The sequence below is a fragment of the Sphingobacterium sp. UBA7249 genome (assembly GCF_002472835.1).
GTDB lineage: Bacteria > Bacteroidota > Bacteroidia > Sphingobacteriales > Sphingobacteriaceae > Sphingobacterium > Sphingobacterium prati.
Genome location: NZ_DKST01000007.1, coordinates 74796 through 96672 on the forward strand (window position 1 = coordinate 74796; position 21877 = coordinate 96672).

General features: G+C 44.8%; 14 protein-coding genes. 8 read left to right on the plus strand and 6 right to left on the minus strand.

The features are described from left to right. Positions 1-4: 4 nt before the first annotated feature. From B4A24_RS04325 to B4A24_RS04335, 3 genes are all read left to right on the plus strand, one after another. Positions 5-2014, plus strand: coding sequence for a DUF2264 domain-containing protein (locus tag B4A24_RS04325; RefSeq protein WP_293942970.1), 2010 nt, complete (start codon positions 5-7; stop codon positions 2012-2014). 110 nt (positions 2015-2124) lie between these two features. Then, on the plus strand, positions 2125-5133 hold the full coding sequence (locus B4A24_RS04330; protein ID WP_293942972.1) for a SusC/RagA family TonB-linked outer membrane protein: 3009 nt from the start codon (positions 2125-2127) through the stop codon (positions 5131-5133). 15 nt (positions 5134-5148) lie between these two features. Next, a complete protein-coding gene (locus tag B4A24_RS04335) occupies positions 5149-6852 on the plus strand; it encodes a RagB/SusD family nutrient uptake outer membrane protein (protein ID WP_293942974.1) in 1704 nt (567 codons plus the stop codon). Between the two features lie 235 nt (positions 6853-7087). On the opposite strand, the gene B4A24_RS04340 is transcribed toward B4A24_RS04335, so the two are convergent. The 3 genes from B4A24_RS04340 to B4A24_RS04350 form a co-directional block, all read right to left on the minus strand. Continuing rightward, positions 7088-8188: a PAS domain-containing sensor histidine kinase gene (locus B4A24_RS04340; protein WP_293942976.1), complete on the minus strand. Its 1101-nt coding sequence runs from the start codon at positions 8186-8188 to the stop codon at positions 7088-7090. A 306-nt stretch (positions 8189-8494) separates the two neighbouring features. Next, positions 8495-10177, minus strand: a complete 1683-nt coding sequence (locus B4A24_RS04345; protein ID WP_172393866.1) for a RagB/SusD family nutrient uptake outer membrane protein — start codon at positions 10175-10177, stop codon at positions 8495-8497. Positions 10178-10188: 11 nt separating this feature from the next. After that, on the minus strand, positions 10189-13167 hold the full coding sequence (locus B4A24_RS04350; RefSeq protein WP_172393867.1) for a SusC/RagA family TonB-linked outer membrane protein: 2979 nt from the start codon (positions 13165-13167) through the stop codon (positions 10189-10191). A gap of 363 nt (positions 13168-13530) precedes the next feature. Here B4A24_RS04350 and B4A24_RS04355 point away from each other — a divergent pair, with 363 nt between their 5' ends. From B4A24_RS04355 to panD, 3 genes are read left to right on the plus strand one after another with little or no spacing between them, the layout of a single operon-like run. Further along, positions 13531-14499: a PLP-dependent cysteine synthase family protein gene (locus B4A24_RS04355; RefSeq protein ID WP_293942980.1), complete on the plus strand. Its 969-nt coding sequence runs from the start codon at positions 13531-13533 to the stop codon at positions 14497-14499. Next, the gene (locus B4A24_RS04360) at positions 14492-15559 is read left to right on the plus strand and encodes a DUF6695 family protein (RefSeq protein ID WP_293942982.1); all 1068 of its coding nucleotides are present in this window, start codon (positions 14492-14494) and stop codon (positions 15557-15559) included. Before B4A24_RS04355 ends, B4A24_RS04360 begins: the two co-directional genes overlap by 8 nt. A gap of 1 nt (position 15560) precedes the next feature. Further along, positions 15561-15929 carry an aspartate 1-decarboxylase gene (gene panD / locus B4A24_RS04365; RefSeq protein WP_293942984.1) on the plus strand — a complete coding sequence of 123 codons (369 nt, stop codon included), beginning with the start codon at positions 15561-15563 and terminating at the stop codon, positions 15927-15929. A gap of 268 nt (positions 15930-16197) precedes the next feature. On the opposite strand, the gene B4A24_RS04370 is transcribed toward panD, so the two are convergent. The 3 genes from B4A24_RS04370 to B4A24_RS04380 all read right to left on the minus strand — a co-directional run bounded on the left by B4A24_RS04370 (position 16198) and on the right by B4A24_RS04380 (position 19082). After that, on the minus strand, positions 16198-16551 hold the full coding sequence (locus tag B4A24_RS04370; protein ID WP_293942986.1) for a helix-turn-helix transcriptional regulator: 354 nt from the start codon (positions 16549-16551) through the stop codon (positions 16198-16200). A gap of 747 nt (positions 16552-17298) precedes the next feature. Next, positions 17299-17463 (minus strand): hypothetical protein, encoded by a 165-nt coding sequence (locus tag B4A24_RS04375; RefSeq protein WP_172393872.1) that lies wholly within the window; start codon positions 17461-17463, stop codon positions 17299-17301. Between the two features lie 56 nt (positions 17464-17519). Then, positions 17520-19082: a hypothetical protein gene (locus tag B4A24_RS04380; RefSeq protein WP_293942988.1), complete on the minus strand. Its 1563-nt coding sequence runs from the start codon at positions 19080-19082 to the stop codon at positions 17520-17522. A 651-nt stretch (positions 19083-19733) separates the two neighbouring features. On the opposite strand from B4A24_RS04380, the gene B4A24_RS04385 reads away from it, so the two are divergent. Together B4A24_RS04385 and B4A24_RS04390 are read left to right on the plus strand one after the other, a co-directional pair. Next, a complete protein-coding gene (locus B4A24_RS04385) occupies positions 19734-19925 on the plus strand; it encodes a hypothetical protein (protein ID WP_293942990.1) in 192 nt (63 codons plus the stop codon). Between the two features lie 17 nt (positions 19926-19942). Beyond that, positions 19943-21697: a hypothetical protein gene (locus tag B4A24_RS04390; RefSeq protein WP_293942992.1), complete on the plus strand. Its 1755-nt coding sequence runs from the start codon at positions 19943-19945 to the stop codon at positions 21695-21697. Positions 21698-21877 lie beyond the last annotated feature (180 nt).

The following is a 21877-nucleotide window of genomic DNA, read 5'->3' on the forward strand; positions in this document are numbered from 1 at the left end:
AAAGATGAAAAAACGCATACAATCGGCCATATGGGCCATCTGTCTGGCTATGCTGCCTGCCTTACAGGCCTCGGCTCAGGAGAATAAGAAATCAGTTTTTGAGATCGTCAATCCGGATTTTAAGCAAAGCCCCTATACGGGGATGACACGACAGCACTGGCTGGATGCGGCATCTTATCTGCTGGAAGGCGCATTTTCGGTCGTGCAGGACCTCAACAGCCCCATGCAATTTGCCAAACAGTCTGGCCGGAGCTATCCGCGGGATGGCGTGCATACGGAGACCGAAAAACTGGAGGGGCTCTGCCGTACCCTTTTTGTCGCATTGCCACTGCTCAAGGAGAATCCCAATTATACGATCCGGGGTATCCGTGTTGCCGATTATTACCGGCATCAATTGCAACGCCTACTCGACCCCAAAACAGACAGCTACATCGCCCCCTTACCGGATAAGGGCGGACCTAGCCAAAAGCTTGTTGAGTTTGGCGGCCTGGCAGTGTCTCTTATAGCCGCCCCCGAAGTGTTGTGGGATCCCCTACCCCAACCGGTAAAGGACAGCCTGGCACATACCATGCTGAGCTATGGACAAGGACCCACCATCGAAATGAACTGGCGGTTTTTCAATATCATGATCATGAGCTTCTTTAAAAGCCGTGGTTATGCGATATCCGAAAACTACCTCAAAGGCTTGCTCGAAAAATGCCTCGGTGATTATAAAGGCGAGGGCTGGTATAGTGACAGTCCCTATTATGATTACTACAGCATGTGGGCCTTTCAGCTCTACGGGTCGCTTTGGGCCAAGTATTACGGTGCAACCATGTATCCAGAGTTTGCAGCGCAGTTTCGGTCCAATTTGCGGGATCTGGCAAAAAGTTATCCCTATCAATACAGCAGGGATGGCGAAATGATCATGTGGGGACGCAGCATATCCTATCGCATGGGCGCGGCCGTGCCTTTCGCTTTATTGGGTGAATTGGAAGATCCGACGGTCAATTATGGCTGGATGCGGCGCATTGCCTCTGGCTGCCTGCTCCAATTTGTGCAACATCCGGATTTTCTCCAAGATGGCATACCCACCTTGGGTTTTTACGGCGCATTTGATCCAGCGGTACAGGAGTATAGCTGCCGCGGCAGCGCCTATTGGTTGGGTAAATTTTTCCTCGGCTTGCTTATTTCCGACGACAGCAGTTTCTGGACCACCTCGGAAAACCTGGGGGCATGGGAAAAAGAAATTCCCCAAAGTAAAGTATACAATACCTATGTCAGTGGCGCCGAACTCCTGATTACTGACTACACAGGCATCGGTGCATCCGAGATCCGCTCCTGTAACAGCAGTAAGACAATTGGCTACTATCAGGGCACCGAAAATTACAACAAATTGGCTTACAATAGTGCTTTTCCCTGGCAGGCAGACGGGAAACATGGTCTGGTGTCGATGAACTATGCTTTCGAAATCAAAACCGGTGAATGGGAATCCCTGCGCCATTACCAATTCAAAGGTTATAAGGAGCAGATCTATAGCCGGATGGGTTCCCTCGTAGGAGATTCCACTGTGCAGATCGAGCTGCATGAAAAACCATTGCCGCAGGGTATTTTGCGCTGTGACAGGTTGCACACTAGCCGTCCGATTGCACTGCGTTTGGGACACCATGCACTCCCCCAATGGGATAATTTACCGATCAAAACATCCGAGCGTCGTTATAAAGGTCTAAAAGCGACGATTATCGATAATGGACAATACCAATTGGCCATGGTCCCTTTGTTAGGTTGGCAAAGCCTGGAAGATATCGCCTGCGAGGGGCTTCATCCCGCTGCAACGAAAAGCACAATCCTTAGCAGCTACCTAAAAGCTAGTCCGCTATCTCACCCCTGGCTTGTCACCCTGCAGCTTTGGAAAAAATCGGGGGAACATTGGCGCAATGAAGAACTGTTTCCAACGGTAAAACAAAGCCATGGGAGCATTCAAGTGCTTTGGAAAGGAAAGGAAAAAGACCAATTTGACACCAATTTCAACTGAATTGACCCCTAATTAAACACCTTAAATTTCATTCTCGACGATCTTTGTATTAGGCTTTACACCATGTAGCGCCCAGAGAATATATTTTCCAATCAATTATTAAATCTATTATGTTACAGCATTACTACAGCAAGTATGCCAGAAAAGGCCTTTTGTTAAATAGTCTTTTTTTAATTGCCCTGTCCAGCTATGGACAGGAGTCTGGCTTGAAAGGAACTGTCCGGGATGGGGCGGGCAAAGGCATTGCCGGCGTCACGATCCGTGTAAAGGGTGGTACCGCGAGCGTACAGACCAACGCAGAAGGCAGTTTTTCCATTCAGGCAGCAACCGGCAGTACCTTGATCATCACATCGGTCGGCTATCAGGAAAAACAGCTAATTGTCGGAGCGCAAAAAATTATTGACATTGCCCTGATGCCAGCAGATAATGTGCTGGAAGAGCTGGTCGTGGTCGGATATGGCAGCCAAAAGCGTTCCGATATTACCGGTTCGGTCGCTTCGGTGCCCAAGGATCGTCTTTCCAAAATTCCGGTCAACAATGTCATGCAAGCGATCCAGGGTGCGGTGTCGAATGTTACCGTATCGCAGGCATCATCCATCCCAGGCGATGCCCCCTCGGCACAGGTACGTGGTAAAAATTCGATCAATGCCACTTCCGAACCCTACATTGTGGTCGACGGTATTCCGCTGACCCGCACAGACGGCTCCATCAATGATATTAATCCCAACGATATTGAATCAGTAGAGGTACTTAAAGATCCATCTGCTGTGGCCATCTATGGGGTAAATGGTTCTAACGGCGTTATCCTGATTACGACCAAGAGAGGTATCACCGGAAAACCTTCGATCCGTTATAGCGGTTACGGTGGGATAGAGCAGGCTGCCCATATTCCAGAACCTGTATCAGGCGAAGAATTGCTCAAGCGCTATGCCGAGTATGCACGCATCACCAATACCAGCCTCTTCAATGGCGGGCCGGTGCGCAATGAATATGAGTTCGACAATTACAAAAATGGCGCGACCACCGACTGGCTGGATGCCGTGATGCAGACGGGCGTGGTGCAGAATCATAACGTCAGCCTATCCGGAGGAAGTGAAAATGCCAAATATTTTGTATCGGGCGACTACCTTGACCAAAAAGGCGTAGTAAAAGGGTACAATTACAAACGCTATTCCTTCCGGACCAATACCGACTTTAAAGCCACCAGATATTTGTCGGTGGGAACCTCTTCATTTATCGTTGCACACAATAAAGACGGCGGACGTGCAAATTTGCTGCAAGCCGCGGCCATGAGCCCCTATGCGCGGATGTACAATGCCGATGGCACGCTGACACAGTATCCGATGTATTCCGAGCAGCTCTGGGCCAATCCATTGCTGCCAACGACATTGGATCCGCAGCGCCGGCAGTTCAATATTTCGTTGAATGGCTATGCCGAGCTGAATTTTGGCGAGCTCTTTAAGCCACTGGCCGGATTAAAATATAAATTGAATGCGGGCTATTCCTACGTCCCGGTACGCAACAATGAATACGAGGGCGAATCAGTCTATAATTTTGCCGGGCTGGGTCGCATTACCAACCGCGAGACCCAATCCTATACCGTGGAGAACATCCTGACCTATAGCAAAGATATCGAAAAGCATCATTTTGATTTTACGGGCCTCTATGCCGCCAAGAGCAAGTACTGGCAAGAATCCATAGCCACGGGGGAGGTATTCCCGAATGATGCACTGGGATGGGGTAATCTAGGTGCTGCAAACACACAAAAGGTCAGTTCACGCGCCGATCTATACCGGACTATCTCCCAGATGGGACGACTCAATTATGGCTATGACAGCCGGTATATGTTTACCTTCACCGTACGAAGGGACGGTTCGTCCGTCTTCGGTCGTAACAATAAATATGGCGTTTTCCCATCCGCAGCTGCGGCCTGGAATATCCATAACGAAGCATTTATGCAAAATAGCAAAAATATCGTCAGCAACCTGAAATGGCGGATCTCCTATGGCCTATCCGGAAATGAAGCGATCAGTATCTATCAGACCCAATTTTTGATGAATTCCTTTCCCATGGCGATGAATGGGCTATCCAATACTGCACTGCAGATCCGCACGCAGATGGGCAACGATGACCTACAATGGGAAAAAACCAAAGGCTTGAACACCGGGATTGATTTTGGCCTACTCAACAACCGGATTTCAGGTAGTATCGATGTGTACAAGTCGAGCACCTATGACATGTTGCTCAGACAGTTGCTACCCAAATTAACTGGATTCGTGGACGTTTTCTCCAACATGGGCAAACTCGAAAATACCGGTATTGACCTAACGCTTAACACCAAAAATATTGTAAAAGAAAACTTTAACTGGTCATCTACCTTGGTTTTCTCGCGCAATAAAAATAAAATCAAGGAAGTCTACGGCAATGGGCAGGAAGACCTGGGCAACCGCTGGTTTATCGGTCAGCCAGTAGGCGTTATTTACGATTATACGAAGGTCGGCATCTGGCAGGAAGACGAGATTGCTTCAGGCGCCAATAAGGGCTGGGATGATGCGGCACAAGCCGGAGACCTTAAACTCGCCGATCTGAACGGCGATGGCAAGATCAGTGATGCTGACCGCTCGGTACTCGGACAGACAGCACCTAAATGGACTGCCGGACTGACCAATACCTTTAGCTATAAAGATTTTACACTCAATATTTTTATCAATACGGTACAGGGCGCACTCCGCAATAACCCACAGATCGGCGCGGCTTCGGACGAAATGGGCCGCAGGAGCACACCAGCAGCATTGGGCTATTGGACTCCAGAGAATAAAAGCAATGAATGGCGCTCCCTAGGCAACCACTCCAACGTGTATGGCTATGGCTTTCCTTCTAAGGCAAGCTTTACCCGCCTGAAAGATGTGACGTTAAGCTACAGCATGCCACAGCAACTGGCCAATAAGCTGGGCGTCGGAGGGCTCACCGTCTATGCCAGTGGCCGCAACCTGTACACCTGGACCAATTGGTTGGGCTGGGACCCAGAAGCCCGCGACATTACACGTGGATCAGAAAATGATGCGATCAATTACCCTATGGTACGTACCTATGTTTTAGGTGTTAACCTTAATTTTTAACGATTAAAGAAAAAGATGATGAAAAAATATACCGTGATCTATTCGCTACTGGCAATGGCTACGCTAGGAGCCAGTTCCTGTGGTAAGGACTATTTGACCGAAAAACCCTATTCCAATTATGACGCCAATACGGTGGACCCTACGACAGTAGAAAATAGGCTATTGGGCTTACACTATAACTTTGGGCAATTATGGGGCATGAGCAGCCGTCAGGGATTCCTTTCCTGCTGGCAGATCGGCACAGACATTACCAGTGCGGGCTCTACGGAGGGTGTGGAAAATCCCTTCTACCAATATGCGGATTTAAATTCAGAAAATGGTGGCGTCAATTATTTATGGGAACGTTGTTATGCCTTTATCAATAATGCCAACCTGATCATTGATGGTGTAGGTGACAGCAATCCACAGGCCAGTGCCGAGGCGCGTTTTTTCCGTGCATACGCCTATAATATGCTGGTTACCCTCTGGGGCGATGTTCCTTTGCTGACCAGCTCGATCAAAGTACCGACCTTTAACTATACGCGTACCGCTGTGGCCGAGGTCGACAAATTAATTGCTGCGGATTTAGCGTATGCCGTTAAAGAGCTGCCCGATCTGGGCAAAGCAGCTGCCCCAAGCCGCATCAACAAAGATATGGCCAGACAGCTTGCGGCCGAAGCCTATTTACGCATGGGCATGCGTGATGCGGAGTACCTGACCCAGGCTGAAGCCATGGCCACCGCCATTATCGACGGAAGCAATTATAAATTGGTGGATGCCCGCTATGGCAAGTATCTCACCGAAGGCGGCGACTACTATCGGGACATGTTCCGGCAAGGCAATATGCGCCGAAACCAGGGGAATACCGAAGCGATCTGGACCTTTGAGGTCGAGTTTAACCGATCTATCAATGGCGGTACGATCGACAATCCACAGCATCGCCGGGTATGGCAGCCCGCCTATCATAAATGGGATGGGATGGTGAATGCAGACTCCCTGGGTGGACGTGGCAATGGCCGGTTACGGCTGAGCAATTTTATGAAGTATACAGTCTGGAAAGGCCTCAACGGAGATATCCGGAACAGCAATTTTAATATACGACGAACCACAAACTACAATAGACCCGGCTTTAGCAAGACCATCGGTGTTGACGCTGACGGGTACCGCGTAGCGGAAGGTGCCGGTGTAAAGAATATTACAATAAAAACCGGAGATAAGGTTATCCCTTTCCGTAACGATAGCCTCGAAGTCTGGTATCCATTTCCAACGAAGTGGGGTGGATACGATCCCCTGGATGACTTTGGTTATGCACTCGTCAAGGACTGGCCAGTAATGCGGTTGGGCGAAACCTACCTACTACGCGCCGAAGCACGATTGCGTAAAGGAAATGTAGCTGCTGCGGCCGATGATATCAACAAACTGCGGGACCGTTCGTTCAAATCTGCCCGTGCCGAATCCGGAAACAGCACATTAGGCCGGGTAAGCACAAGCGATTTATCCATTGACTTTATTCTGGATGAACGTGCCCGGGAACTGCTGTCGGAAGAAAACCGTCGAATGACCCTGGTGCGCATGAATAAGCTGAAAGAGCGTATCTCACTAAACGGAGATGCCGGCCCCGCCAATAAGATTATCACAGGCTTCCAGGACCACAACGTCCTGTTGCCTATCCCATTAACGGAAATCCAGCTGAACAACAAAGAGGGCGAACCGTTGAAACAAAATCCGGGGTATAAATAGGCTGTGAAAAAATAACTAGAGAAAACCCGATTACAAAAGGGGTAATAATTGCCTCTATATTCTAAACAGGAAAGGGCCTCTGCACAAACAGAAGCCCTTTTCCTTATCTGCGTTTAACGAGCCACTGTAATATTGGGCTCAGTAGAAAGCTCCGCAGTGTACCGGCTACTGCGATGAGGGCCCAAAGCCGGACAAACTGGGAAAAAATAATTCTGATTTAAACAGGGATGACACCTTAGCTTCCAGCACAGGTAGCCGGAAAAAATAAACGCACGATTGTACCTTTGCCCAGTTCACTGGACAAGTTGATCGTCCCACCCATGCGTTCCATCAGCCGTTTGACCAAAGTCAGCCCTATTCCGGAGCCCGAAGCGGACTCCGTATTGCTACCGCGTTCATTTGCCAGAAAAACCTGGCGGAGTTCATCTTCTGGAATACCGATCCCGTTATCTTCGATAAAATAGACTGTCCCCTTATCAATTTTTTCACTATAAATTTTTAGAATTGCCTTTTCGGTTCTTTTTGCATATTTAACAGCATTTCCGATCAGATTCATAAAAATCTGATAAACGGCCCCCCGTTCTGCATACAATGCATGCAAATCGCCTAGCTCAAATGCGACAGCCTGATCCGGATAAATTAGTTTGACCTCATCAATACAATTTGCGATCTTCTTATCCATGGCGATGCATTCGGTCAGCGTACTGGCACTACGTATCCGGCCGAGTTGCAATGTCTGATTGATAATAGATTCTATATTCACTATAGCTGCGCGGATCGTCTCAAACCACCTTTGGCTTATATTGACTTGTAGATCAATATTTCTACTCAAAAAATCACTACCCATTTTTAAGACCGCAAGCGGATTTTTTATATCGTGGGCAAGCGTATTTGCCAGCAAGTCCAGCTCATTGTTAAAGGAAAGTTGCTCCTCCTGTTGTTTTAAACGTGTGCGCGCGAGATAGTGCTCTGTCACATCACTCGCTGTATGAAGGATAGCGTAGGTATTTCCCGTTTCATCAACCAATGCTTTATATTCAAAATTAAAATACCGTAATGTTTTGGTTTCTTGGTCTATAATGTTCGCCGGCGTATCTGTTGCACGATAGGTAATCCCGGTTTTCCATACATTTTTTAAAATGGAAGAAAAGCCCTCCGCTTTGAAACCCGGGAAACAGGCACAAAAAGTACGCCCCAGGATTGAACTGTCTGCACACCACATCTCCAACATGGCCTGATTTGCGAAGGCAATATTTAGATCAGCACTGTCATAAATTGCCGTCGCATGCGGCGACTGCTGGAGAACGGACAACAAAAAACTTTCACGTACTTTCATTGATTCTTTAAGAAAAAAATAGTTGGAAATAGCTCCTGGTATTGTAAGAATTGAACTGTATCAATAACATAAATGATGCCAGTTTTTCATTAAACTTAAATTAGTTCTTCGGGGTTAATTCGTGCTATGCTATTCGTTGAGCGCGATCTTGGCAAGCTATTCTAATGAAAATAAAGTTGTTATGCAATGGACGTAGTGGGATGTTTTGGCTCAGCGAAAAGGGGGCACCACATGGGATTTTTAAGGAGGAAGCATGAGAGTGTAAAATATAGGTCACCTTCTGAAGAAAGTGACCTATATTGTCTGTTAATAACCTGGATTTTGTGTCAGGTTGCTATTACCCGCAATGGCTTTATTGGGTACTGGAAAACGATTTAGATGCGTAGCGTTGCTGGGCTTATGGTCCCACCATTCTTCCGTTATAAACGCTTTCCACCGGATCAGGTCTGTACGGCGACGCCCTTCACCGATAAATTCAATGCTCCACTCGTCCAAGATACGATATTTGTCGATGGATGCTGCAGTCACTGGATTTGGGTCTACGTTATTGGCAAAATTACGTTTACGCACTGCGTTAAACAGCTCAGCAGCTCGCTGCTTGTCCCCTAGCCTATAATTACATTCTGCTAGGATATAGTAAATTTCTGCAAGGCGAATAGCCGGAAGATCTGCGCCCCATCGCAATTCATTATTGGCAAGATTCGGGATTGGCACCTTCACCAGCCGTATGCCCGTATTTTCTTCCCCCTCGGACATCTTGGAAGGGAGCTGATCGATTGAACTGTATTTTTTCTTCGGACCAACATCTGAAAAACGGGCTACCTGATCTACAAAATTCAGTGGTAAACCATTATATTCTTCGCCGCCGACAATGGTCTCGCCCTCAGGCGTCTTATGCGGGCCAACGATAAACATGCCATCGTATTGGTCTGTACCATGATAAACATAAGGTGCTTTGCGTAGATCACCCTTGTCAAACGTTTCAAAAGGAGCGCCTAATTTGAAGTCAGCCGTGTAGAGCGCACCATTGGGCTTGCGCGATGGCGTCAAGTGTGCACCATTATTTCCATCCATATCCTGATCAAAAAATTGACGGGTATTATAATGGTAGAAGTCCGCATAAAACCAGTTATACTCCAACTTTTTAAATTCAGAGGGCATGGACCAGATAATTTCGGGTGATAAATTATTTTTAAATCCGTGCACGCCATTCCATTTGCTGTCGAGTGCATAGTCACCATAGACCTTATCGATGATATCTTGTGCAATTTTACGGCTTTCCGCGTACATCGGTTTCCCGATATACGATTCCGCATTAAAGTAAAGCTGAGCGAGCATTGCCGCCGCTGCAGCTTTCCGTATTGCTCCTTCCTCTTTGTCGTCCGCTTTTTTTGCCGGCAGGTTTTCGATCGCAGCTTTGAGCAGCTTTTCGGTATGATCAAAGAGCTCTTGGTCACTATTGCGGGGTAACGACTCTTGTTCCAAGGATTCAAAGATGGGCATTCCCCCAAAATAGTCCAGTCCACGTAAATAAAAGAATGCGACTAATGCATCTAACTGGGCAAGATCCGCAGCCTTCCGTTCAGCCGTCAAGGCGAATTTGGTATAGTCCAGTTTGTCCAGGTCGCTTTTTGCATCGAGGGTCAATGCTATACCCATTAGCGTCCCCCGCCAGCTTTCCCAGATCCAATTGTCGTCTGGCGTCCAGCGGTGATAGTGAAAACGCTCATTTTCTCCGCCGTTGTACCAATGGCGGCCTTTGGTCGTCACGGCAAAATTATCTGCGGTATATTCCTGTAGGCGCCAACGGTCTTCACCTAAATACCACTTGGCATGTGTGAATGGCCTAAACAGCGCAGCTTTAATGTCTTTTTCACTTTTAAAAAAAGTATCCGGTGTGACCGAACTATAGAATTCCTGGTCTAATTTAGTGCAGCCTGACACCAGCAATGCCAGGCATATTGTTGCTATAGTGCTATATTTTTTCATGTTATTAACAGTTAAAAGTTTACTTGAAGTCCCATCATAAAAGTCCTTGTCTTAGGGTAGACATTGCGTTCCTCAAAGCCGGGTTCCAGTCCGTTGATATTCACTTCCGGATCCAGGCCACTGTAGTTGGTAAAAACAAAAAGATCGCGTGCCGTCGCATAAACCCGCATCGATTTAAGTGGTTTGATCCAATGTTGATTGAACCGGTAGCCTATATTGAGCGCATCGACTTTGAGGAACGTACCTTTTTCAAGCCAGTAGTCGCTCAGTTCTTTTTCACCTTTGATATTTTTATGCTTATCATAAGCTTCTTCTAGCACATTTTGGCCTGTCACATTGGGAAGACTGTAATACATATTGATCATATTAAAGACATCATGCCCGATCCAGCTACGCATATAGATGCTGGCATCCCAGTTTTTATAAGTAAACTGGTTATTCCAGGAGAGTTGAAGCGTGGGTATCGCATTACCCACAAAGGACTTATCTTCAAGGGTTTTACTACGATCTCTTACATCAAAAGCATTCCCATCTTTGTCGTAGAGTTTCCAATAGCCATCATCCGTGAACCCTGCAAATTTCCAGATGAAGAATTGCCCGATATCCTGACCGGGGTATAATCTAACAGCCGAGCCCGGGGAACCCGGCGCCGGAAAATTCTTAAGGTCGGTAAATGTCTGACTTCCCCACAGGGTATTGAGCCTACTTTTATTATGTGACCCTACAATGCTGGTCGTATAGCTAAAATTGTCATTTTCGACCGCCCTGAAATTAAGCTCAAACTCATACCCAGTATTCTGCATGCTGCCCACGTTCATTGTTGTTTTGTCGTGGATGGCAGGCGGCTGCGATACACTGATATCATAAATAAGGTCATCTATTTTTCGTTTGTAGACATCAAAACGGCCGCTCAATCGGTTATTCAGCACAGCAAAGTCCAGTCCGAGGTTGTATTCCTTTTTGACTTCCCATTTGATATCCGGATTTTGGTTGTGCATGACGCCATAGGTTTTGAACCATTTGCCATCCTGCAGAAACCAGGTGTCGGCACTGTACATCCGTGTAGCCACCTTGGCATCAAAACCTTCATTGCCCGTCTCACCATAGCCCGCACGTAGTTTAAGGTCATTGATAAACTGGATATCCTTTAGGAAAGGTTCCTGCGAGACACGCCATCCCGCAGATAGACCAGGGAAAAAGCCCCATCTATTTTTAGGGGCAAATTTACTCGAACCTTCGTAACGTGCCGTGGCTGTCAGGATATAACGATCGAGATAGGAATAGTTAACACGGCCAAAGAAGGCGGCAAGTTTGACCCAAGGATTTTTCCATGACCCCAATCCAGCACGTCCATCAGAAAGATAAGTTCCGCTGTTCATATCATGTTCATTAATCCCGTCGACAGGGAAATTGGAGTTTTCCGCTGAAAATCCCTGTCCATTAAAGTCCTGATAACTATACCCCACAACAGCATTGAGGGAATGCCTGTCCCAACGGTTGGTATAGTTGGCCGTCCATTCAAACACACGGTCATTGAATCTGCTGTAATATTGTTTGGCAAATCCGTCCACGCTATTCTTTCTAGAGAGGCGATGCTGAGCAGATCGGTAATAGTTGCCGTGCTCCGTATTATTTTTTATGCCAATCGTCGCACTCGTGGTCAGGTGATCGGTCAGATTCAGCTTTAATGTCGTGTTGGCCAATAGATATTTAAACTGCTTCTGATCCGATCGCAATCGTGCCTCCGCAACAGGGTTCCAAATATCATAACCATCTTCAATCACATTATATCCACTGACATCATTCGCGTCATAAGGCGTTTCGGTCGGATTCATCACCAATGCCATATTGAAGATATCGTTGTTGTTAAAGATATCGCCGTTGGCACCAAAGGCTTTCACCTCATTGTAGCTTACATTGGTATTTAATTCGGCAAAACCATCAAAAAATTTGAAGGCACTGTTGATACGTCCACCGATCTCATCCCTTTTGGACGTGATGGCCATACCGTTGGCATTTCTTTTGGTAAATGTCGTATAGACATTAGCATTCTCCGAACCACCACTAATATTAACCACCTGCCGATGGCTAAATGGATTGTTGTTGGTCACTTCGTCATACCAATCTGTCCGGTGCCCCAGATCTTTGCCCAGGCCATATTCCACAAATTTCTCCGCAGAGAGTACTTCCGGCCGTTTTCGGATGCTTTCGATAAAATATTCAGACGTAAAATTGACTTGGGCCTTACCTACCTGAGGACGTTTTGTCGTGATCAGGATGACCCCACCCGAAGCCCTTGTACCATAGATTGCTGCTGCCGAAGCGTCGCGTAGTACGTTGATCGATTCAATATCCTCTTTAGCGACCGAATTAATATCGCCGCCAGGCACACCATCAATAACGACCAAAGGGCCCTGTGAAGCATTGACCGAATTGACACCGCGCAATTGCAAGGATACACCAGCATTGGGATCCGTACCATTTGTAGAGACGACGCTAAGACCTGGAACTTTACCCTGAATGGCAAGCAGCGGTGAGACCGCTCCGGATACCATGTCCTTTTGCTTGATACTGGTCACAACACTGGTTACTTCCCGCTTCTCTAGCGAGCCATAACCGACCACAACAGCCTCTTCCAGGTTTTGCGTATCTGATATAACCTGTATTGACATTGTGGTCCCCCCACTGTAGACAACTTCTTTGCTGACGAACCCGATCATACGAACGACAAGAACATCGTTTTTCTTAACATTTGGTAGACTAAAACTGCCGTTGGCATCCGTAGATGTGCTGGTAGGGCTACCTTTGACGGATACCGTGGCGCCAACGACGGGGCTGCCCTGCTCGTCCTTGACCGTACCTTTTAGGCTGGGCTGTGCTTCCTGCGCATAAAGCGTAGTCGGCATAGCCAAAGTGGCTCCAGCAGCGAGACTGCTACTGAATAGCAATAATTTAGTAGCCACTTTAAAACTGTTGATTTTAAAATTCATGAGCTAAATGTTTATTAAGGGATATTGATTGTATATAAAGGCGTACTAAAAGAGTACCTGAAGAGACGCTGTCAATTGCCTATGGCGCCAAAAAAAATTGAAATAGTTATTTTCCCGATACTGCATATAATTGGTGTGATTGATCCGGGTAAAATTAAAATATTCTATCACTTTAAATTAACACTGAGACAATTTGATGATATTTTGAGACGGATTGGAATCTAATTAAACAGCATATGACAACCTAGGGCGCTTATGTAAATTGGATGTGACATGCCCGTTCGCCACGCGCATTTCATACTAATCCGGATATAAAAACCGTTTAATAGGTAGTGAATTAATTTGTAAACTTACTTTATACGATTGAATACATCTATTTTCGGGAATACACCACTACATCGATGCGACTATCTTTCAAGCAAATACCAGTGTCAAATCTCTATTAAAAAGGAATATTTTAATCCAAATCAAACAGCAAAAGATCGAGCGGCCTGGTATATGGTAAAAGATGCAATTGCCAAAAAGCTAATAAAACCCGATGGTATCCTCGTCGAAGCAAGCAGTGGCAATACCGGGATTGGAATTGCCTATCTGGCGAAACAATTAGGGTACAGGTCTTGTATATTCGTCACACAAAATTGTTCCAAAGAAAAGCTCAGGAGTTTGGAAAACTTGGGCGCAAAGATTGTACACTGCGACAATTCCAATGGTCTGCTGGATAAAAATTCCACACAATATCGGGCATGGTCATTCGCGCAAATGAACCGTAACAGCTACTATACCGATCAGTATAACAATCCTGAAAACAGCCGTGCGCACTATGAAACAACAGGGCCAGAAATATGGCAGCAGACATCCGGAAAGATAACACACTTTTTTGCGGGGCTCGGCACTACCGGTACGGTATCAGGAATTGGGAAATATTTAAAAGAAAAAGATAATGGCATTAAAGTATTGGGGATTGAACCAAAGGGTTCCATTCTCGCTCCATATAAAGCAACAGGCAAAGTACCCACATCAGACACCGTAATGGAGAAAATCGAAGGAATAGGGCGCAAATTTGTACCCGGTATTTTTGATACCATGGCTGTAGACCAGATTCTTCAAGTCGAACGTAGCCCTACGGTGCAAACAGCTTTAGCCTATTATCAGCATACAGGAATGCTAACCGGTTTTTCCAGTGCAGCAATCCTGGCAGGATTGGAAGATTATTGTAGGAACAACACCGTTGACATGCGCGATCATATTGTGCTATTATTTGCTGATTATGGCGATCGTTATCTGCATAGTTTATACCATTCATTGACTACTAAAAACAGCGTGTATGACTAAGGATTTTCATGATTTCGCTATTCCATTGGCCTGGCCGGATGTCACTGCCTATGGAGACGAAAAATGGATGAGTTTTTTAAAACGTTGCGGACTGGTAAAGAACCTGAACTTCAAAGTAGGTCATGCAGCCATCTTACTGGTGTCACAGCGTACAGGAGAGGTCTCCTACTATGATTTTGGCCGTTATGTCTGTCCACGTGGTTTTGGCCGTGCCCGTTCAAAAGATTTTGATCCCAGGCTAACCATCCAGACATCGGCTATCTTTGACCCTTCGTATTCCACCATCACCAATATCAAGGAAATATTACGGGATTTGACAACTATTGAACATGTTACACATGGCGGTGGACGCTTATTATTTTCCATCGTACCCGATGTGGATCATGAGCTAGCCACGGCGTATGCAAAAGAGCTCTGTAGCATGGGACCGATCCCCTACGGCGCACTAGCTGCCGGAAACAACAGCTGTTCCCGCTTTGTCGCCCAGATGCTCAAAGCCGGCATGCAGTCAACAGATAGACGTATAAGAAAGATATGCATTCCTGAGACCATCATTCCCAGTCCAACAAGTAATATCGTCAATACCCATCAAAATAAACAGATATACTGTTATGAAGACGGACAGTTAACAAGTTGGAACATGGACCGCACACAATCTTTAACGTTCCAATGGCGTTTACTTAAAGAGAATTTAAACAGCAGATCGGCTTCAACATTAGGATGTGACCTGACCAAAGGCCACTTGGAGATGCCTTTAAGACCGCCCAATGTTCCAATAGACGCACAATGGCTGGGTGGGATAGGCGAAGGCATGTGGTTTCATCTTGCAGCCTGTACCGTACAAGATGCTCAGTACATCATGTCCAGCTATAGCTATACTGGAGAAAACATAAACCAAGTTTGGACATCATGTCCCCAGCAACGCTTTATTATCAACGCCCCTTTTGAGGTCTTAACGCAGATGGACGGCACATATTTCACCTTACTACAGGATAATCAAAAATTCCTGTTCAAGAAAATCGCACACACACATTTAAACCAATCAGCAAAAGCAATTTAACATGGAAGTAACACTATTAAAAGCTAAGATACATACGGTCACCGTGACGGAAGCTAACGTCGCCTATAATGGGTCTATTACCATCGATGCCGCATTACTGGAAGCCGCAGGAATAAAGAAATATGAGCAGGTATATATTAATAATGCGGTCAATGGCAGCAGGATAATGACATACGTACTACCCGGAACAAGGGGCAGCGGCGAGGTTTGTATGAACGGAGGTGCGGCACTTCATGCACAAGTTGGCGATACCGTCCATATTTTATCTTTTGTAACGATGTCTCCTGAAGAAGCTGATCAACATCAGCCCACTTTGGTCTTCACCGAAGGCAATAACCAGATCAAGTCCATAGAAAAATATCAATACTAATAGAATCATTTACATTGTACATTACTCCTGAAGGATTATAATATCTTTTTCCTCCGCAGGTAAATAAGTTATTAAAAAGAATCCCCGGTGCCTTTTAGTACCAGGGATCTTTTTTAAAGGGCTTTAGTGGCCCCTGATCAACTGTAGGTTAATAAAATGATAATCGATATTTGTCCCATCGTTATCATTATTCTTTTAATCCTAATCCGTTATGGACTCAATGGTGAATTTGCTATCTATCTAAAAACTAAACCTATATCAATCAGCATTAAAACATAGTCTCCAATGGACCTTGTTCCGGTTCGGCAACTACATTGCGTTGTGTTTGTTCGCGCATCCAGTTGTTAAAATCAATATCCGAAGCGATATTAAATTTTTTGCGCAACCTATTTTTCCGCACCTGCACAGCACGGATCGTTACAGAAGTATATTCAGCAATATTTTTGGTCGAAAAATTCAGAAAGGTCATGGCACAGAATTCCAGTTCACTGCTCCGGATTTTGGGATTTATCGCTTTTAAAGATTCAACAAATTCAGGATACAATTCGTTGAATAAAGTCAAAAATTCTGCGTTATTGTTCTTGGCCAAAGTGATTAAGTTATTGAATTTATCGGTTTCCATTTTGCATATCGTTTTTCAGTAAATTTTTATTTCCAATTCTGTTTTTCACTCCTAAGTATCACTGCCAGCAAGCAGAAGATTTATATTCATTTTTCAGAAGGAATATGAATTGCTAGCAATTAAACTCGATGGGGCAGCTTGGCCCCCACCGAGTCATCCAAAATATATTATTGTAGAACCTTCACGCAAATTAGGTCCCAACGACAATGCAGTAAAATCCAGTTTTTAAATTTCTTCACAAAAACAACTCCACCATGCTTTTGCTCCAATAACTTCTCAACCAGAATATCTTACCTATCTTGCTGACAAATATTGTCATTTGAAGAAAGAATAAAGAAAAAGCGCATTTCACATTGATATCACATCTTTACAATGAGCTGAAAAACAATTATTTACAACAGTACGATCCTAACATTATGCCGAACGTAAGGATGAAGATTAGGAAATCCGCAAGTTAATTAAACTGTATTTTTACTCGTATCTAGCTATTAGATTCACCGTCCAAAGAAAATGATTCACCACTTTTGCGCGAACAACGCGCAGCCGACTTGGTATAATCAGCACTATTTTTAGTTGAAAAATTGAGAAAAGCTATGGCGTAAAATTCCAATTCCGTACTTCGAATTCGGGTCGAGCTTCCTAAACTCGGCAGTACATTCGGATCATATTTGGCTAAAAAACTCGACAGGTGTACAAACCTGTCGAGCAACTGCTACCTATAAATTGCAGCAAATGTAATCGGATAAATTACCAGTTAATCGTACGGTTGTCATCATCCGCTTGTTCCCAAGACTGTTGAGGATCATTGCTAATGGTATTTGCAGAACCTGCAGCAATACCTTGCTCCAATTCAACATTTGTCGCCTCAATCTTTGGGCTTGTATATATTTTTTTTGACTGATTAGTTTTCATATCTTAATTTTTAGACGCTATTATTTTCAATTTATTGCGAAATTTTACGCTGATTATTATGGACAAGCAACTTTCTTTCTACCACTTCCTGATCCCACCATTTTGGTTGCTCCCTGAACAACTTGTGTAATTTTAACGTTATTGTCCGTCGTAGACCATTGAACAGTATTGAAAGAACCTTGTGTCAGTACCAATGGATACAATGCTCCACCAGAGCTTTTGCTACCAAACATTGTCACTTTACCATCACGGCTAATAACCACACGGATAATTGGGTTTGCTGCAGTACCTGTCATACTGTAGATCTGAGGCACATTAGCACCGCCCTCTGTATTGACACCATTATATATACTTCCATCCTCAAACTGTACATTCCTAGGCGCAATTGCAATACCTGATTCAAACTGGATTTCCTGAGTTGCCAATTTCACACCATTTATCTCCATATTAAAGGAGTTGTCCAATTGAAGAATATCAAATACAAACCCATAGTCTGCTCCCGGAGCAGTAAGGTCTTTCTCCACGACACCACCTGCTGGTACGACCACTCCGTCTACCACCGCGCCGCCACCAGAAGCAGCATAGTTCCAGTTAAGATCCGCTCCACCAGTAACGGGTTGCGTACAGGTTTTGAAGTTCAGGTTTAAGTTGTAACGTTGTCCGGGCAATATTTGTAAACCGACAACAGAAACATTTGTTTTCGTCTCACCATCGATCGTGATCGAGCCAAAGTTGAACGAGCCGTTTGTTTCTCCTGGATGAATCAATAAAGTAGGAACGCTTGATACGCTGCGCAAACCAGCTCCTAATAGCGGGAATTGAACAGCAGCAGTTGAGGTCGTACCATTGTAAGTTATCGTACCATCGGCCAATTTTAAATTTGCGCTAGGATGGGTAGGATTTATCGTTGGGGAAACCAAACTTGTTATCGCTCCGGTCATCTCAGTTGCCATAGTCAAGTTTGTCGTCACTTCACTGTATTTATGTTCCAATACAACATGCAAATTATTATCACCAGAATGAACCGTTAGATCTTTCTTGAAATACATAAGGTCTGCACCAATGTTATCAAGGCTGGCATTACTTAGGGTGGTCTGCGCTGTTACAGCTGGAACTGTTCCTGTACTGTTCACAGAATAGGCCACAAACGTATAAGTCTGTTCGGCATCTAGCGCGATCTCCTCGGTATTGTTATCCGAGTTTGTATAGGTTTTCTCGGTTACATACTCCCCATTGCTGTTATAAACAACGATTTTATACTTAACGTTTGCAGCCAAAGGCGTTATCTCTTCTGTGACAGCAGCGCGGCTACCGGATGATGCACGCAACAGGTTGCCACTTGTTGCAGACGATCCGTTCGTCAACGTTGCTTCAAAAGAACTTGTACGGGTAAAAGGTACAACGACTGTCTGTGCTGTAGTCGAAGAACTAGTTCCATTACCCGCTTTCTTGGTTGTTACCACTGGGTTTTCAACCCCAAGCAACTGAATGTTAACGCTAGCCTTGCCGCTGGTCGCTACACTATCCTTACTTTCTTTACAGGAATACAAAGATCCGCAAATCAGAGTTGATAACGCCAGAGCGCTCCAACTTTTCTTTATTTGCACTTGTAGAATCATTTCTTTAATTAGTTTGAAGATGAATAAATATTTTAATTGGCAGCAAATATTGTGATAATTTCCCATAACGAAATTACACATAGATATCACAGATGTATCACATCCAAGTTTCAAGTAAAATTTCCATATAAAATAAATAAATCATAAAAACAGAAAAAAATTATCAATTAATAACACAAAATACACCTTATACGACATGATACCTGAGAAGGAATTAACTTTCTCAGTAAATAAAGAATGGAATAAAAAGTTTAAAGAAAAGCTTTAAGAATAACAATAAGAATCTATATATCAATCAATTACAAAAGTGTGATATCAATGTGATAGCTGTATTTTAAGGATTCTTTCTGTTCTCCACTATCTTTGACAGAGGAAATACGATATGTTACAATGTATCAAGGCTCTACATTATCAATGTAATGAATAATCAAAACAACGGATAATTATTTTTACAGTACAAGCCAAGACTAAAATGAAGAGAAATTTAAAATCGAAGCACTAATTTTTTAATCGTCGGGATTCAATGCCAGCAACCGCAGGATAGCAAGAAGAGTCTTGTCGGTAGATACTACTGGCCCTCAATCTCTCAACGGATGCTGGGTAATTATAAGGGACTTCATTAATAAGATAAAACCAAATAATAAAATACACATGAAAAAAAGAACTGAAAAAAACATTTACCTCAGACCTGCCATCGAGCGGTTACAGGTAGAGATGGAACAAGGTATTGCCGCAGGCTCTGCCGTAAATCCAGGCGTAGACGACGGTGGATTCACACCGGGTGGCAGTGAGATCAAAGATCCGAATGCAGGCACAGATAATGGCGAATGGTGGACACCATAATTTTAATAACCTTACACATGAAAAGAACAATGTTTAAATTTACAAGAACAACAATATCATTCGCTATGGTGCTATTATTGATAGCCTCTTCCTGCAGTAAGGACAGCGAATCTACGCCAGTCGAAAACAAGACAGACGGTATCACTTTTAAAGCTTTAGGTGCCGAATTTGCACCAAGTTCCGTTACCAAAGCGCAGAATAACCGGACAAGCAGTCCAATAATAGCCGTTGAAGAAATTCAATCCGGTCCGTTTACAATCACTGCTGAACTATCTGAAGACCTAAGCGCTACTTCACAGCCTTCGTTAAAAGCGGGTACGAATGTGAAAGCCGCTGTACCATTTGCCACCGAGGTAAAATATCGGGTTGTCGCTTACCAACTTGATGGAACTTACATCGACCAGGCCATCGGCAGCAGCGCCCAGCCAGACGCCGTAATGTTTGCCGGACAGCTGACTGCAGGACAAACTTACAAGTTTGTGATTTATTCGCTAGGTTCTGCAACGGATGCACCACCAGCGGCACCAACATCAAACATCAATGCCGCGGGCGACCTAAGCAAAGCACTGACATTGACCTTTGACTCGTTCGAAGAGCAAGGTGCCGATTTTATGTATGCGCTTGTGGAAAAAGAAATCGAAGCAACCGGGCAACCTACAGCTTTAGCGGCTACTTTGCAGCATAAATTTTCCAAAGTAAGCATTCAGCTGCACACGGCAGATGCAACAGGTACATTTGGCACAAGCAACTATGTCAGGGGAGGATACCTATCCGAGACTCCTGTAAATGCTGAAGTATCCAATGCGGGCGGCTTAAACAAAAATTCATCCATAGACCTCAGCACAGGAGCTGTCATTGGTGGCGAGGCCGCGACACCTTTCCGCGTTTCAGGTATTAATGCAACGGCCAAGTCGTATATCCTGAATACAGCTGCGACCACCGGCACAACCAGTTTTGCTGTCGCAATTGACGCAGGAAGTATTAAAATAGGACATGATGTCAATACAAGAGTCACTCCTTTTGAATTTACAGCGAGCACATTAGAACCGGGAAAAGCTTATACACTACGCATCCGTTTGAACAGCGACCGTTATGTCAATGCGGCCAATGAGACAAGAAGCGCTACGGCAGCTGATGCCCGCTACGCTGTGATCGGCGGTTACCGTTGGGATCGTTACAACCTGGGCGTAACAAATGTAAACCCGGCGACCAATAATCCGGATGCCGTTCCTTCTGTACAAGCGCTATACGGTAATTACTATCAATGGGGCCGTCAAGTACCTGTAGCAAATGCATACAGCGGCGATGGTGCCATCGCAGGCTGGAATACGACACCTGCTGCTGATGGTTCCTGGAACAGTGGTACTGCAGCCGCTCCTGTCAAAGCAGCGTTGGATCCATGTGGCTTGAATGACAGACTGCCTAGTCAGGCAGAGTACACTGCTTTGGGTAACAATACCCGCCACACGTCTATCGGAACCTGGATTCCGAATACAGGTACATCAACAGGACTTTCCGATTTTACTGCAGCACATATCATGACCAGTAAAAAGAGCAGCGAAATTAAATTAAGCTTTCCTGCTGCGGGTCATCGAAGTACTGTAGATGGATCTCAAGTCCTCAGACAAGCTTCAGCAATCTATTGGCTAAATATGGAAGTTGGCGGTAATGACAGAGCACTACAGGGTCGAGGATTCGAAAATGGTGGCTGGGATGTACAGAACTATTTCAAACGTGCGGGCTACCCAGTACGTTGTATCCAAAATAAATAATTACTAAAAAAGTATGGCTTCTACCACTTGATTCGGTAGAAGTCATCTTTTTCACGTATTTCCTTTTAGACGGCATATCCCTTTGCCGGTCTTTGTTTTTAATATCAGCTCGATTTCGGGCTCAGCAATTAACCAATTAGTAGGAATCTATTTATACTTCTAAATTTAGAAATAGCAAAA

Bases quoted from the DNA above. Each gene is read 5' to 3' on its own strand.
- B4A24_RS04390 (WP_293942992.1), top strand. From the start codon at position 19,943: ATGAAAAGAACAATGTTTAAATTTACAAGAACAACAATATCATTCGCT.
- B4A24_RS04380 (WP_293942988.1), bottom strand. From the start codon at position 19,082: ATGATTCTACAAGTGCAAATAAAGAAAAGTTGGAGCGCTCTGGCGTTA.
- B4A24_RS04335 (WP_293942974.1), top strand. From the start codon at position 5,149: ATGATGAAAAAATATACCGTGATCTATTCGCTACTGGCAATGGCTACG.
- B4A24_RS04340 (WP_293942976.1), bottom strand. From the start codon at position 8,188: ATGAAAGTACGTGAAAGTTTTTTGTTGTCCGTTCTCCAGCAGTCGCCG.
- B4A24_RS04345 (WP_172393866.1), bottom strand. From the start codon at position 10,177: ATGAAAAAATATAGCACTATAGCAACAATATGCCTGGCATTGCTGGTG.
- B4A24_RS04360 (WP_293942982.1), top strand. From the start codon at position 14,492: ATGACTAAGGATTTTCATGATTTCGCTATTCCATTGGCCTGGCCGGAT.
- B4A24_RS04370 (WP_293942986.1), bottom strand. From the start codon at position 16,551: ATGGAAACCGATAAATTCAATAACTTAATCACTTTGGCCAAGAACAAT.
- B4A24_RS04330 (WP_293942972.1), top strand. From the start codon at position 2,125: ATGTTACAGCATTACTACAGCAAGTATGCCAGAAAAGGCCTTTTGTTA.
- B4A24_RS04385 (WP_293942990.1), top strand. From the start codon at position 19,734: ATGAAAAAAAGAACTGAAAAAAACATTTACCTCAGACCTGCCATCGAG.
- panD (WP_293942984.1), top strand. From the start codon at position 15,561: ATGGAAGTAACACTATTAAAAGCTAAGATACATACGGTCACCGTGACG.
- B4A24_RS04350 (WP_172393867.1), bottom strand. From the start codon at position 13,167: ATGAATTTTAAAATCAACAGTTTTAAAGTGGCTACTAAATTATTGCTA.
- B4A24_RS04375 (WP_172393872.1), bottom strand. From the start codon at position 17,463: ATGAAAACTAATCAGTCAAAAAAAATATATACAAGCCCAAAGATTGAG.
- B4A24_RS04325 (WP_293942970.1), top strand. From the start codon at position 5: ATGAAAAAACGCATACAATCGGCCATATGGGCCATCTGTCTGGCTATG.